The sequence below is a fragment of the Agrobacterium sp. CGMCC 11546 genome, from assembly GCF_013365515.1.
Taxonomy (GTDB): domain Bacteria; phylum Pseudomonadota; class Alphaproteobacteria; order Rhizobiales; family Rhizobiaceae; genus Agrobacterium; species Agrobacterium fabrum.
The window spans coordinates 1,329,237-1,342,823 of sequence record NZ_CP047387.1 but is presented as its reverse complement, the minus strand read 5'-3'; the positions used below and the strand labels follow the sequence as shown (position 1 = coordinate 1,342,823).

Below are 13,587 nucleotides of genomic sequence, written 5' to 3'. Positions count from 1 at the left end.
GCAAGACCGGGCTTTTCATTTGTGCGTCGCAGCACCTATATGTGGCGTGAACAGACCGCTGGCCCATATCGGGGTCATGGCGGTTTTGAGCAGGGGTTTTGACTATGACAGCTTATGACTACGATCTCTTCGTTATCGGTGGTGGTTCCGGCGGCGTGCGCAGCGGCCGCGTGGCGGCCTCGCTGGGCAAGCGCGTGGGAATAGCTGAAGAATACCGTTATGGCGGTACCTGCGTCATTCGCGGCTGCGTGCCGAAGAAGCTGTTCGTTTATGCCTCGCAATTCCCTGAATATTTCGAGGATGCCGAAGGTTTCGGCTGGAGCGTCGGCGAACGTAGCTTCGACTGGAAAAAGCTGATCGCGGCGAAGGACAAGGAAATCACCCGGCTCGAAGGCCTCTATCGCAAGGGGCTGGAGAACGCCAAGGCCGACATCTTCGACAGCCGTGCGGAACTGGTCGATGCCCATACCGTGAAGCTCACGAAAACCGGTGAGACATACACGGCAGAGCGTATCGTGATTGCCGTTGGCGGTACGCCGAACGAGCACAAGGCGCTGCCCGGTCATGAACTGACGATCTCCTCCAACGAAGCCTTCGATCTGAAAGAACTGCCGAAATCGATCCTGATTGCCGGCGGCGGTTATATCGCTGTCGAATTCGCCAATATCTTCCACGGGCTCGGCGTGGAAACGACGCTGATCTATCGCGGCAAGGAAATCCTGTCGCGTTTCGATCACGACATGCGCAAGGGCCTGCATGAGGCGATGGAGGCCAAGGGCATCCGCATCATTCTCGAAGATATCATCGAGGAAGTCAGCAAGGATGGCGCCGGCGGCTTCGTGGCACGCACCAAACAGGGCAGCTCGCTACATGTCGGCCTGGTGATGCTGGCGCTCGGTCGCGACCCGAACACCAAGGGACTTGGTCTCGAAAATGCCGGTGTGAAGGTGGATGCGCGCGGCGCGATCATCGTCGACGACTATTCGCGCACGAACGTGCCCAGCATCTTCGCGCTGGGTGACGTCACCGACCGGGTACAGCTGACGCCGGTAGCGATCCACGAGGCTATGTGCTTCATCGAGACCGAATACAAGAACAATCCGACCAAGCCGGATCACGAGCTGATTGCGACGGCGGTGTTCTCGCAGCCGGAAATCGGAACCGTTGGTCTTTCGGAAGAGGAAGCCGGCAAGAAATATCCGGAACTGGAAGTCTATCGCGCCCAGTTCCGGCCGATGAAGGCGACGCTTTCCGGCCGTCAGGAAAAGACGATCATGAAGCTGATTGTCAATGCTAGCGACCGCAGGGTTGTCGGCGTGCATATTCTTGGCCACGAGGCAGGTGAAATGGCGCAGATTCTCGGCATCACACTGAAGGCGGGCTGCACCAAGGATGATTTCGACCGCACCATGGCGGTTCATCCCACAGCCGCCGAAGAACTGGTGACGATGTATTCGCCGAGCTACCGCGTGGTGAATGGCGAAAGGGTTTAGTTTGCCTGCCTTTCCAGCACCTCGACGATTGTTACCCCATCATCACGACGCCCGTTGAACAAGGTCTCGTTGCCCTTCAAAAGAGCAACGAGACGATCGATTGCGAGCCGCATTTCCTTTGCATGCCGGTCGTCGTCATTGACGATGATCCGCAGTGGATGAGATAATTCGTCGATCAGTTCACCGTCGCGGACCAGGCCGGGCAGGGTGTCACCAACAAAACATGGCAGGACGCCTTTTCCCGCGCCGCTCTGGATGAGGCCCGGCAAAATTGATGGTGCGTTTGTCCAGGTGTGGATAAGTGGCTCGCGATGACGAAAAACCCATTTTTCCGCGTCGGATTCCGCGACCTCGGTTCCAATCGAGACCCATTGCGTGAAATCTGTGTCTGAACTTCCTTTCGGTCGGTAGACGCTATAGGCGACGTCGATCGATTTACGAACGGCAAAATTTCCGGTGGTTGGCTTTTCGCGCCTTATGGCGACCACGCCGCGCGTGTAGGTCAATTCGTCTTCATTCTTAAATTGCTTGCAGCACAGCCGAAAAGCGTCAGTCGGGCCTCGGATGGCTGCTGTATTCGTCGCTATAAAGCCCGCAATCCAGATGTCGCTTGCTATCGAAACAATCGGCAACGAGAAGGCCTCGCCATGCCACTGCGCGATCTCTGCCGCGCTATGTCGCATGGCCCGAACCTTTTCAAGCAGTACTTCACCATCGGGCGCGAGCCTGTATCCGTTCTGACTTCGAATGAAGAGCGTTCGTCCAATCGTTCGTTCCAGAAGCAGCATCTTTCGGCCAATCGTCGGCGCACTGATTCCGGCCCTAACGGCCGCGCCAGCTAAACCTCCCTCTGTCGCAACAATTTCGAAAAGCCTCAGATCGTTCCAGTCTACTTCCGCCACGGCATCATCTCCACATCCGATCGCATCTTACGCGCTTCAGGGGTCCAGTTTCTCCGTCCCTCTCTGAAACGGGTCTTTCGAACGTGCGCCTATGCTCCCCCCAACAACCCTCCTAACTCGTCTCCAAGCGAAGGAGACATAAATGTTACCGGAAACCATGTTCCTGATGGAAAAGTTGATACGCGCAAAAATTCCCCACCGACAGGGTGGGGGAGGCGATGATGGATGGGACACGTGGCCATCCTCCGCCATGGATCGGCTGGCTGTCTTTGTTTTTCATCTGCCCCGTTCCTTGCACCGCTGCATCCGGGAGAGATTGGGAACTCTGTGATAGCACGGAGGCGAAAGCGACAGCGCATTGAAATTTTAATCGTTTGAAACCATTTTTCTGCGCCTGACGGTATCAAATGGCTCCGAAAGAGAGGAGTGGGCGTACGGGTGTCTATGCAAACTCGGCGCTTGGAGCTATAAGCCGCTCAATTTTCGAGGCGGTCGCGCGGCAGTCGCGCGGGCGAAAAAAGGGTAAGAACATGGCACAGAATTGGACCCCCGGCAGCTGGCGGCAGAAACCGATCCAGCAGGTTCCCGAATATCCTGATGCGGCCGCACTTGCGGCGACCGAAGCCACGCTTGCGACCTATCCGCCGCTGGTTTTTGCCGGTGAAGCCCGTCGCCTGAAAAAACAGCTCGCCAATGTGGCTGAAGGCAACGCCTTCCTGCTGCAGGGTGGCGACTGCGCCGAAAGCTTCCTCGAGCATGGCGCCGACAATATCCGCGACTTCTTCCGCGCCTTCCTGCAGATGGCCGTTGTGCTCACCTATGGCGCGCAGCTGCCTGTCGTGAAGGTCGGACGTATTGCCGGCCAGTTCGCCAAGCCGCGCTCTTCCAACGTGGAAGTGCTCGATGGCGTGACGCTGCCGTCCTACCGCGGTGACATCATCAACGGTATCGACTTCAACGAGGCCTCGCGCATTCCGAGCCCGGAGCGCCAGCTTGACGCCTATCGCCAGTCGGCGGCGACGCTGAACCTGCTGCGCGCTTTCGCGATGGGCGGTTACGCCAACCTTGAAAACGTCCACCAGTGGATGCTCGGTTTCATCAAGGACAGCCCGCAGGCGGACCGCTACCGCAAGCTGGCCGACCGCATTTCCGAAACCATGAACTTCATGCAGGCGATCGGCATCAGCGCGGAAAACAATCCGAGCCTGCGTGAGACCGACTTCTTCACCAGCCATGAAGCGTTGCTGCTTGGTTACGAAGAAGCGCTGACCCGTATCGATTCCACCTCGGGCGACTGGTACGCGACGTCGGGTCACATGATCTGGATCGGTGACCGCACGCGTCAGCTCGACCATGCTCATGTGGAATATTTCCGCGGCATCAAGAATCCGATCGGCCTGAAGTGCGGTCCGTCGCTGACGCCTGACAATCTGATCGAGCTGATCGATGCGCTGAACCCGGCGAACGAGGCTGGCCGTCTGACGCTGATCTGCCGTTTCGGCCATGACAAGGTGGCGGACAGCCTGCCGAAGCTCATCCGTGCGGTAGAGAAAGAAGGCCGCAAGGTTGTCTGGTCCTGCGATCCCATGCATGGCAATACGATCACACTCAACCACTACAAGACGCGTCCGTTCGAGCGCATCCTGTCGGAAGTCGAAAGCTTCTTCCAGATCCATCGCGCCGAAGGCACGCATCCGGGCGGCATCCACATCGAGATGACCGGCAAGGACGTGACGGAATGCACGGGTGGCGCGCGCGCCGTGACGGCGGATTCGCTGTCCGACCGTTACCACACCCATTGCGATCCGCGCCTCAACGCCGATCAGGCGCTGGAACTGGCGTTCCTGCTGTCCGAGCGTATGAAGAGCGGTCGCGACGAAAAGCGTCTGGCAATCGCCAACGCCTGATATCAGGACCGATCAAATGAAAAGCCGCCGGGATCTCTCCCGGCGGCTTTTTTGTGGGTGGCGACGGGATTATTGCACCAGTGCCGGCTGCTGGCAGCGAACGTCGGTGACCCGCACATCGGCTTCGCCGATCTTGACGCCGAGAACCAGAAGCACGTTGTAGAGCAGCTGATCGACGGGCGCGGTCACCACCGCAAGCGTGTTGGCAAGCGCTGCCTGGATGCCCGCCAAACCTCCCAGATCGATGTTGAGGAAGAGGAGCCGGATATCCAGATTAAGGTTCTTCAGCAGTGAGCTGACGAGGGTGGTGACGGTGTCTTTGGTCGAGACGCTCTTGATCTTGGCTTGCGTAATATCCGACTGGGTGAAGGTCAGTTTGGTCTTCGTCATGTTGGTGGCGTTGATGAGGGCGCTGCCATTGATGGCAAGCAGCGCCGAGTCCACGATGGCTGCCTTGGTCACGCGCGGATCCTTGCCGAAATTGGCAAAGGCCGAGGTGTCGACGTTGCCGAGTGCGATTTCGGCAACGCCGGGAACGACTTCCACATCCACCGTGCCCTGTCCGCCGCCCGTGCAGCGAATATCGGCAAGCCGCGCTTCGGCATGGGCGACTTCCACATAAAGCGGAAGATTGACCTTGAGGCCGGCAATGGCCTGCAGTCCGTCGACCACGACATTGACCGCCAGCCGGGTCTGCGCGGTGCGCACGATGGTGCCCTGGCCGCCGACGGCGAGCGACGGTGTTTCGACGGGCGGTTCACCGATGGCAAGCGTTGCCTTGACCGAGGCGAGGCCGAGGAGATTGGCGTTGAGATTAAGCGCCAGCTGGTTGCCGCCATTGCCCGCCACGGCAGCGGCATTGATGAGATCGAAGACGCCGGCTGTCACCTTGAGGTTTTCACCCGTACCGATCAGCTTGTCGGAGAAGGGACCGAGATTGAGGATTTCCTCGAGCTTGATCTTGACGTTGCTTTTGTTGGCTGTTTTTTGCAGTGTATTCAAAATGTTGACCACGGCCGGCTGCAAGCCGGTGGTTTTGGTCAGCACGTCGAGGAATTTGCCGTAGCTGATTTCCGTCTGCAACACATCCTTGTAGGTGCCGGCGGTGAGGTTGAGATCGATGGCCAGCGCCTCCACGATCTTCAGCGCATTGACGTCGGCGGCGAGAAGCGCCTGATAATCCATGAGTTTCAACGACACCGTGGTGCCGAGAAGGCCGCCGAGCAGGCTGTTGAGAATTCCCTCATCGAGGCTCGCCAGCCGCGATCCCACCGAAAATGCGGCGATCTTCTGGGATGAGGCCGTTCCGACCGCCGAGACCTTGGGCGGCTTGGTGAAGGCGGAGGCAAAGAATATCTGCCCCTGTTCGACGATGTTCACCTTGATGGCATTGGTGGGCAGGGCATTGTCGACGAAACGCTGGCCGACGGGAACGGTCGCATCCGGCTCATAGTGACCCTTGATGACTTCGGCATAACCCTTGCTGCTGGCGAATTCATTCAAGGGATCGAAGGGTTGCAGCCCCTTGGCGGTCAAAAGACCCTGGTCCGTCTTGACGCCGAGATCCATGCCGTTGAGGGCGAAATATTGCTGGACTGCCTTTTCGGCGTCCGTTGCATTGGCTGCCGCCGAGATGGCCGCGAGATCTGCGGTCTGCTGCAATTGCCGTTTCTGCAATGTCAGGTAACCGTAGTCGACGCCCAGAGCCAATATGCCGATGAAAAGCGGCGCGGTGAGCCCGGCCGAAATGGCGATGTTGCCCGTTTTATCCTTGAGGAAGCGGGGAAGCAGGGAAGGAATGGTCCGCATGTCATGCTCCTCCGATCCGGATGGTGGAAAAACGCCGGATGACCGGCTCAGGCAGGGTGTAGCTATAGAGGCTCCAGATCGGCAGGTTGCGGGCGTCGTATTCGACTTTGACCGTGAACTGGTTGGCATTGGCGGGATCGGTGGCGACATTGACGGTGAAGCGCGTCTTGTCCATGAAGGCGTAGCTGAGGTCGCTTTTGGTGACGAAATCCCGGGCAAGCTGCTGACGTTCGGTCGTGTTCAGCCCGGCAACCGCCGTTCTTGCCGCGTCGGCGGCGATCTGCTGCACCGAATAGGCCGCCATCAGATAGATACCGTAGGCGATCATGGTCAGCAGGACGAGAAAGAAAATCGGTGCGATGATGGCGAACTCGACAGCTGACGAGCCGGACCGATCGCGAAAGAAACGCACTCCATTAAACATAAAGCACCCCCGTTCCTTCAGGCATCAAGGTTCGATGCCTTGATTTATTATTTTCGGAAATGCTAATTTATAGGTGTTAATTTTTTGTTGATGCCGCTCTTATGGGTTGCAGCCGTTCTTAAACATTCGCGTCTGCTTCAGATCAGCCGAAGGCCCTTGAAGCTGGCGTGGCCGTCCTTGCCGATGATGATATGATCGTGGACGGTGATGCCGAGCGGCTTTGCCGTATCGATGATGGTTTTGGTCATCTCGATATCTGCACGCGAAGGGGTCGGGTCCCCACTCGGATGATTATGGATTAAAATCAAGGCTGTAGACGATAATTCAAGCGCCCGGCGCACGATTTCGCGGGGGTAGACCGGGGTATGGTCAACAACGACAAGAAAGCTCTACGCAAAATCTGTGAGCCTTTCCATGTAAGTAGCTGATTTTAAACCAGCTTTTACATCAGTGTACCGGTTTTGTCACCCGCTCGTTAAGTGAACTTTATTAGCAGTTTTATTAGCAAAACGCGACCCTGAGTGGAATCTATGAAACATTATTGCGCGGAAATTTGCAATAGGTGAGGGGATCGAAAATCTGCGTTGGACTGCATCAAGTCACCAGTAAGTGACGTTTCACCTGAGCGGCTGTCCTTGAATGTCGCTAACCGGTGATATTTTCAGCGCAAATCCAGAAATCCGTAATTTTCTAAATACTCCTGAATTCAAAAACAGGAGATTTACTAATGGATTTAAACAATTACTTTGATGGACTTAACAGCAAGAAGCACGGTTTCAGCAAGTCTGAAGATTTCGAGAAATATTCCCTCTATCGTTGCTATATCAATATCCTTGCTCGTTGCCGCAATGAAAACCACCCGCGCTATGCCGATTATGGCGGTAGAGGCATTCTTTGCCATTTCGAGAGCTTTGAAGCCTTCGCCCGTGAAGTTGGTCTTCGCCCATCTGCCGATTTTTCTATTGATCGTATCGACAACAATAAGGGCTACGAACCCGGCAATGTTCGTTGGGCAACGGATGCTGAACAGTCTCGCAATCGCCGTCCCTACAAGAAGCGGACAAAGCCAACGCTAAGAAAGCCTACCCTTCACTAAGCGGAAAAAGCCGGGGGTGTCGTGTTCGTCTACATAATGGATGAACAACAAAACATCCCCAAAAGCTCTTCAGATCATCAAGGCGGCTGAAGGCTGTAAACTCAAAGCCTATCTCTGCCCCGCAAATATTCCGACCATCGGATACGGACATACCAAGACAGTCACTTTGGCTGATGTGAAGCGCGGCAAGACAATCACCCAAACCGAAGCTGACAGGCTGCTTGCCCTTGATCTGGCTGAATTCGAGAAAGGCGTGGCAAAGCTGGTCAAAGTGCCATTGAGCGACAACCAGTTCGGCGCGCTTGTATCATTCGCTTTCAATCTGGGGTTTGGAGCATTTTCAGGCTCAACCCTTCTTCAGAAGATCAACGGAAAAGCGCCGATTGCAGAAATCGGGAAGTCTTGGATTCAATGGGATAAGGCAAGGGTGAAAGGTGTTCTCACACCCTTGCGTGGGTTGACCATCCGAAGGCAGGCAGAATTCGACTTGTTCAAATCAGGCTGACTCTAACCGTCATTCGCTATCAGAACTTCATGCTCAGCAACTCAGGAAAATTATAGTAGCGCAAGCGCTTGTCACGGCAGCGGTAGTCATTCTTTGAGGAATCCACGCCCAAATTCTTGTACACGGCTACGCCAATATACGACCAATCGGGGTTGGAACGTTCCGCTGTGCGCGTGCAAAAAGCGTAAATCTGCTTTGCAGGATCGAGCAGCACTACGCTCGAAATCTCGGCTTTCGTGAAATCCCCGGCTTTGATGGTTCCGCGCATGGCTTCCAAATAGTCACGTTTAATCGGTCTGGACGGTGGACGTTGCGAGTCCAAAACAGATTGTGGTGCCGGAGTCTGGCAGCCAGCCAGTGTCATCGCGACTGCACAGAGCAATAAAATCGTCTTCATTTAATTCATTCCCCATAAGGCATTCGAAGGCAGGCTGAGTTCGATCTTTTCCGAAGCGGCTAAATCTTACCGTTCTTTTTGATCACTTCGGCAGCGTTGAAAGCGCCCTTTGCTCCAGCTTCGTTTGCATGGAACATGATGACCGTGACGCCGATCTGCGCTGTTGGGGCGTACATAGGCGTACTGAAGGAGTTTGCACTGTACGTGCCGTAAGCGGTGTTGCCGTAGACGTTCGCAGAAGCGTTGCCATAGGTGTTCGTATTCATTCCAACGAAACGAGAACCCTGCGCTGTAGCGACTTGATCAAGCCTGAAATGCGTATATCCGCGCTTCACCGTGGCTTCAGCCGCCTTTTTCATGGTGATGGCACCGGCAGCACTGGTGAAAATCAAGCCGCTTGCATTGGTGTCCAAGCGCACCGCATTTGGCGCAAGTGGCATTTCGCTCGTGGTGGCACAGCTTGAGAGCATCGCGCAAAGCACGACGCCTGCAATAAACATCTTCTTCATAGTTCCCCCGAGAAATAAACGCGACCACAGTATTTGTTTCGTGGGCGAAAGCAATTGAATCGAAGGATCGATCACAACTTTAATTGGTGGGCGCACTAACCGTAGCTGGCTCGATAAAAGAGCCGTCACTGAAAATCCAACCCGGTTTAGGTACTGGTTCCCCATTTTCCAATTCGTAGAGAATATATTCAAAGGGCAACGAAAGGTATGTAGCATCTGTCTCGACTGCTATTACGCGCTCATCAGAAACGACGACTTTGGTTGTTCCTGAATTATCAACACCCTGAACAATATTCCATCTGGCGCGAGACCATATATACCAGTCGTCCGCACCGCTCTGCCAGTATACAGCATTTGGAGGTGCGTATTGAGGTAGGGTGGTAGGGATGTATTTTATCCATTTTCCGTGATTAATCATTTAAAATATCCTCTTAAATTATCCGATAACATACCAGTTGCCCCAGATATCGTCTGTTGAATGGTGCGATAAAAAAGAGCAACCAATGTTCTATTATCACCGGGACCAGTATTGGTCGTAACGCCACATACGATGTTTGGAGCAAGGTTCGTATCAAATATCCCGCCAGTGCTGCGAACATCGTGAGCGTCCGGCGGACGCATTTTCGGCTGTGGAGAGATGGATGCTATAGGCCGCGTTTCATCTCATCGACCATGATGCGGTCGATTATCTCAGGATCGCATTGTGTCTCGATGAGGAACTCGCGGATACCGCCGTCCCACGTCCTGATGTCGGCGAGCAGGCTTTGAAGCTCTTCGATGCCGTTCGGGGTCAGACCCTTCGTGCCATCCTCACTGCCATCACTGACGTAAACCAGTTCGCCTTCGGAGATGTTGTCGAAGTTTGCGGTGATTTCCTCGATCAGTTCGAGGTTCTCGCTGATCATGCCGGCGACTTGGCTGAGTGTGTAGATAAACCTTGAGCGAGCCATCAGACAGCCTCGTGTCGAGCTTTTGCCGACGCCCAGTTCCAGGGCAGCAGGTCTTCAAGTCGATCCTTGGGGTGATCCCGGATCCGGGTCAGGACGTCTGTCAGGTAGACCTCCGGATTATGGCCGTGCAGTTTGCCCGTCTCGATGATGGTCAGAATGTTGGCGATGCGCTCACCGCCCTTATCCGAGCCGGCAAACATCCAGTTCTTCCGGCCAATTCCAAGCGGTCTCATGGCTCTTTCGGCGATGTTGTTGTCGATTTCGACCCGGCCATCGTCGATGTAGACGCTCAAGGCTGCCCATCGCGACAGGGCGTATCGCATCGCCTCGGCAAGCTTCTGCTTCTGCGGCAAAGTTGAGAGTGTCGCCTCGATCCAGGCCTTGAGTTCGTCCAGAACGGGTCTCGCGTGGTGTTGGCGCAGGGTACGACGCTCATCAGCCGACATGCCGCGGATCCGGTTCTCGATATCGTAGAGCGCTCCAATGCGCGACAGCGCTTCCTCCGCGATCGGTGACGACTTCAGCTTGATCACATCATGGAACTTGCGGCGCACATGCGCCATGCAGGCGGCCTCAACGATCTGGTTGCCGTAGAGTTTTTTGTAGCCCCCATAGCCGTCGGCATGCATGACGCCGCTGAAGCTTGCCAGGTGGTCAGCCGGATGCGCCCCCTTGCGGTCAGGGCTATAGTAATAGGCGATGGCTGCGGGAGTGGCGGATTGATAGCCACTGCCGTCGAAGACGTAGACCCAGACCCTGCCGGTTTTTGTCTTGCCCCGTCCGGGGTCGAGAACATCGACCGGGGTATCGTCCGTATGTATTCGGTCGAGTGCTGCGATATGGGCCCTGATCAACAAGATGATGGGTGTCAGCAAAGCGGATACGCGGCCGACCCAGTCGGCCATCACGGAGCGCGATATGTCTATTCCCAGCCGATCATACATCTCTGAGAGACGGTAAAGCGGAATGTGATCATCGAACTTGGAGACCATGATATGGGCGAGCAGTCCCGGCCCGGGCTTGCCGCGCTCGATCGGCAAGGTCGGCATCTCGCCAGCCACCGTCGTATCGCATTCCCGGCAGATCATGCGCTTTTCCACATGCCGGACAATCTTGACCGACGCCGGCACGTGTTCCAGCACCTGAACCACCCTGTCGGGCGCCTTCAGGAACGAGGTGCCACCGCAGGTCGGGCAATTACAGGGAGCCTCATAGATCAGCTCTTCGGTGGCGAGACCATCGGGCAATGGTTTGCGCTTCGGCTTGTCCGGCGCGTCGTCCAAATCCGGCAAGGGTGTTTTCCCGGCGCGCAGTTCAGCCTCGGCACGGGAAGCCTCAATCTCCTCCAGCATCAGTTCGAACTGCTCTATCTTCCGGTCGATCTTTTCCGAAGAGGCGCCATGCTGCCGATGTCGGAGAAGCTCCAGTTGCGCGCGAAGAAGCCCTATGATGGAGTCTCGCTTGATGACCTCGGCTTCCTGGCTCTCAAGCTTTGCCGCCTGTTCGGCGACCAGTGCGCGCAAAGCAGTGAGTTCGTCCTGACTGTCCAGCGGCGCTGTTTCCATATCCGCGAATCTAGCCGATTTGCCTCTGACGCGCCAGCGTTAAGCCTCGGATGCCCTTGCAAAATATAGCTTTTATCCCGTTCGGCCAGGAGCGGACGTCCATGCCGGGCGGCGCCAATCAATCCCCTCGATGAGCATGGAAAGCTGCGCCTGCGTCAGGTGCGCGACACCTTCTTTCGCTGTCGGCCAGGGAAAGTATCCACGCTCCAAAATCTTGTAGAACAGGCAGAACCCCTGGCCGTCCCACCAGAGAAGCTTGATCCGGTCAGCGCGCTTTCCGCGGAAGCCGAAGATCGCGCCCGAGCCCGGCGCCTCCTTCACCACCGTCTCGACCAGCGCGGACAGACCATCAATGCCACGCCGCATATCGGTCACTCCGCAGGCCAGATAGACCCTTACATTGCCCGATGGCCCGATCATGCCGCCTCCACGCAAGCGACCAGCGGACCGAGCAGCTTCAACTCAACGTCAGCAGGAACCTTCAGGCACCGACCGTTCCGCAGCAATATCTCAACGATCGCCGGCCTCGCTACCGTGGTAGACGCCTGACTTACGCCAGCCTCCTCCATGATTTCCACTGGAAGGAACACCGTCGGTCGATCAACATAGTTGAACGACTTCCGCCACAAGCGAATCTGGCCTGGATGAATGTCGTGCCGACGCGCCACATCGCCAATGCGAGCACCGGGTTCATCAGCTTGCGCCAGTATCCTCAGCTTCGCCTCGTCCGACCAGCGCCGCCTGCGCTCGGTACCGGACATGATCTCCATGCGAGCCATGAAACCTCTTTGTTCTGGTATTAATGTCAGCACTAATGCTGGTTCGAATGCCAGAACATCGCCTGATTTGCCCGATCAGCAAAAACAGCTCACCGGACGCTTACCGAACATCTGCCCACTGAACGCCGCCGTATCGAAGGCGGTTTGATCGAGCCAATATGTTTGAAATCCATTCGTTGAAATAGGGTAAAAACACGTTCCCGTCAGAACCTAAACGCCCTCCGCCGGGAAGCCATAACGTTCCGTCTGGTGCGAAATCCCAACCATTCGTATTCGCACCGATGAAAGTGTTGCCGTTTACACGTTGACCGATTGTTGCGAGAGCCGTTGTGCGACCGGCGGCACCGAATGACATCACTGCATTGCCGTTGTTTGTATTTCGCAAGCCTAATAAAGGTGCGCCGCTTCCACCGTCTGCAACAATAGTCATACCGCCTGCCAGTACGCCACCTGACGTGTTCAGTTTTCCCGCAAGACCAGTATCGACATAAGCAGTTGTCGCCAGCCGCGTTGAATTGTTTCCTTGCGCTGGAGTTGGCGCAGTTGGTGTTCCAGTGAAAACCGGGGAAGCCAAGGGTGATTTCAGGCTCAACGCGGCTTCGACCGTGTCGAATGCTGTTTGAACAGGCGTCGAAACAGGAAGAGTGGATGGCGTGTAGCCTGCAAGCGTGGTCGCATTCCCGTTGATATTGATAGGGAAAGTGTCAGAATAGTCCGTGCTATCCGCCTGCATCAAAAGCCGATTACCAGAACTCATGCCCAGAGAAATCTTGGCTGTTCCCTGATTTGTGCCACCGCCTTGCTGAACAGGTGTAAAGGCGAGACTGATCAATTCGAAAGCCGTGCCATTATAGACAACTTCGACTGCGCGTCCTGATACGATTTGACCAGCAATCAAGGGGGAGCCATCGAACCCTGAAACGATTGCTTTCGTTCCAAGCTGGTTGATATTCAAAGTCGCTGCACCCGTATTCGTCGCATGTGCCCAAAAGCGATAGATGATGCCCTTTGAATATCCGGCTGGTGCAGCCTCGAACGTCAGAACGTAGGCGTTACCCGTTCCCGTCGAAGTGTAAACAGGATTGGCTTGGTTATAGAAGCGCTTCAGCGAACCGCGAATTGAGCGGATAATTGGCGCAACGGAAGATGGTGAATAGCCACCGGCAACACCATTCGGAGACGGTTGGGTGTTGTCCGCATCAAGCTCTTTCCAATCGGAAGAAATTAGGTCTGTCATGAGCTTTTCGCCCT

Annotated in this window: 15 protein-coding genes and 1 pseudogene; 4 read left to right on the top strand and 12 right to left on the bottom strand. The window is 55.7% G+C overall.

All coding sequences use genetic code 11. The features are described from left to right. Nucleotides 1-104 precede the first annotated feature (104 nt). Entirely contained in the window at nt 105-1,493 is a 1,389-nt protein-coding gene (gor, locus tag GSF67_RS06755; protein ID WP_006315451.1) for a glutathione-disulfide reductase, read from the top strand. Here gor and GSF67_RS06750 read toward each other — a convergent pair. Beyond that, a complete protein-coding gene (locus GSF67_RS06750) occupies nt 1,490-2,395 on the bottom strand; it encodes a LysR family transcriptional regulator (RefSeq protein WP_006315452.1) in 906 nt (301 codons plus the stop codon). The two genes, gor and GSF67_RS06750, sit on opposite strands and share 4 nt — an antisense overlap. A gap of 530 nt (nt 2,396-2,925) precedes the next feature. On the opposite strand from GSF67_RS06750, the gene GSF67_RS06745 reads away from it, so the two are divergent. Then, nucleotides 2,926-4,302 (top strand): class II 3-deoxy-7-phosphoheptulonate synthase, encoded by a 1,377-nt coding sequence (locus GSF67_RS06745; protein ID WP_006315454.1) that lies wholly within the window; start codon nt 2,926-2,928, stop codon nt 4,300-4,302. Between the two features lie 69 nt (nt 4,303-4,371). Here the strand turns inward: GSF67_RS06745 and GSF67_RS06740 are convergent, their stop codons facing one another. The 3 genes and pseudogenes from GSF67_RS06740 to GSF67_RS06730 form a co-directional block, all read right to left on the bottom strand. After that, nucleotides 4,372-6,111, bottom strand: coding sequence for a TadG family pilus assembly protein (locus GSF67_RS06740; RefSeq protein ID WP_006315455.1), 1,740 nt, complete (start codon nt 6,109-6,111; stop codon nt 4,372-4,374). 1 nt (nt 6,112) lies between these two features. Then, nucleotides 6,113-6,535, bottom strand: coding sequence for a TadE/TadG family type IV pilus assembly protein (locus GSF67_RS06735; RefSeq protein ID WP_006315456.1), 423 nt, complete (start codon nt 6,533-6,535; stop codon nt 6,113-6,115). Nucleotides 6,536-6,672: 137 nt separating this feature from the next. Then, nucleotides 6,673-6,909: pseudogene (locus GSF67_RS06730) on the bottom strand (JAB domain-containing protein); the annotation flags it as partial. 353 nt (nt 6,910-7,262) lie between these two features. Between GSF67_RS06730 and GSF67_RS06725 the strand changes: the two are divergent. Continuing rightward, nucleotides 7,263-7,631 (top strand): hypothetical protein, encoded by a 369-nt coding sequence (locus GSF67_RS06725; protein WP_006315458.1) that lies wholly within the window; start codon nt 7,263-7,265, stop codon nt 7,629-7,631. 40 nt (nt 7,632-7,671) lie between these two features. Further along, the gene (locus GSF67_RS06720; RefSeq protein ID WP_006315459.1) at nt 7,672-8,136 is read left to right on the top strand and encodes a lysozyme; all 465 of its coding nucleotides are present in this window, start codon (nt 7,672-7,674) and stop codon (nt 8,134-8,136) included. 19 nt (nt 8,137-8,155) lie between these two features. Here GSF67_RS06720 and GSF67_RS06715 read toward each other — a convergent pair whose 3' ends face one another. The 8 genes from GSF67_RS06715 to GSF67_RS06680 form a co-directional block, all read right to left on the bottom strand. After that, entirely contained in the window at nt 8,156-8,533 is a 378-nt protein-coding gene (locus GSF67_RS06715; protein ID WP_035216382.1) for a hypothetical protein, read from the bottom strand. Nucleotides 8,534-8,592: 59 nt separating this feature from the next. Further along, complete coding sequence (locus tag GSF67_RS06710) at nt 8,593-9,042, bottom strand: hypothetical protein (RefSeq protein ID WP_006315461.1); 450 nt, start codon at nt 9,040-9,042, stop codon at nt 8,593-8,595. A 79-nt stretch (nt 9,043-9,121) separates the two neighbouring features. Next, nucleotides 9,122-9,460, bottom strand: a complete 339-nt coding sequence (locus GSF67_RS06705) for a hypothetical protein (protein ID WP_128821999.1) — start codon at nt 9,458-9,460, stop codon at nt 9,122-9,124. Between the two features lie 226 nt (nt 9,461-9,686). After that, on the bottom strand, nt 9,687-9,992 hold the full coding sequence (locus GSF67_RS26290; RefSeq protein ID WP_006314923.1) for a hypothetical protein: 306 nt from the start codon (nt 9,990-9,992) through the stop codon (nt 9,687-9,689). Further along, the gene (locus GSF67_RS06695; protein ID WP_006314922.1) at nt 9,992-11,557 is read right to left on the bottom strand and encodes an IS66 family transposase; all 1,566 of its coding nucleotides are present in this window, start codon (nt 11,555-11,557) and stop codon (nt 9,992-9,994) included. The genes GSF67_RS26290 and GSF67_RS06695 overlap by 1 nt, the downstream gene beginning before the upstream one ends. A 72-nt stretch (nt 11,558-11,629) precedes the next feature. After that, entirely contained in the window at nt 11,630-11,977 is a 348-nt protein-coding gene (gene tnpB, locus GSF67_RS06690; protein WP_006314921.1) for an IS66 family insertion sequence element accessory protein TnpB, read from the bottom strand. Continuing rightward, a complete protein-coding gene (locus tag GSF67_RS06685) occupies nt 11,974-12,336 on the bottom strand; it encodes a transposase (protein WP_006314920.1) in 363 nt (120 codons plus the stop codon). Before GSF67_RS06685 ends, tnpB begins: the two co-directional genes overlap by 4 nt. 100 nt (nt 12,337-12,436) lie before the next feature. Next, nucleotides 12,437-13,573 carry a hypothetical protein gene (locus GSF67_RS06680; RefSeq protein ID WP_006313474.1) on the bottom strand — a complete coding sequence of 379 codons (1,137 nt, stop codon included), beginning with the start codon at nt 13,571-13,573 and terminating at the stop codon, nt 12,437-12,439. Nucleotides 13,574-13,587 lie beyond the last annotated feature (14 nt).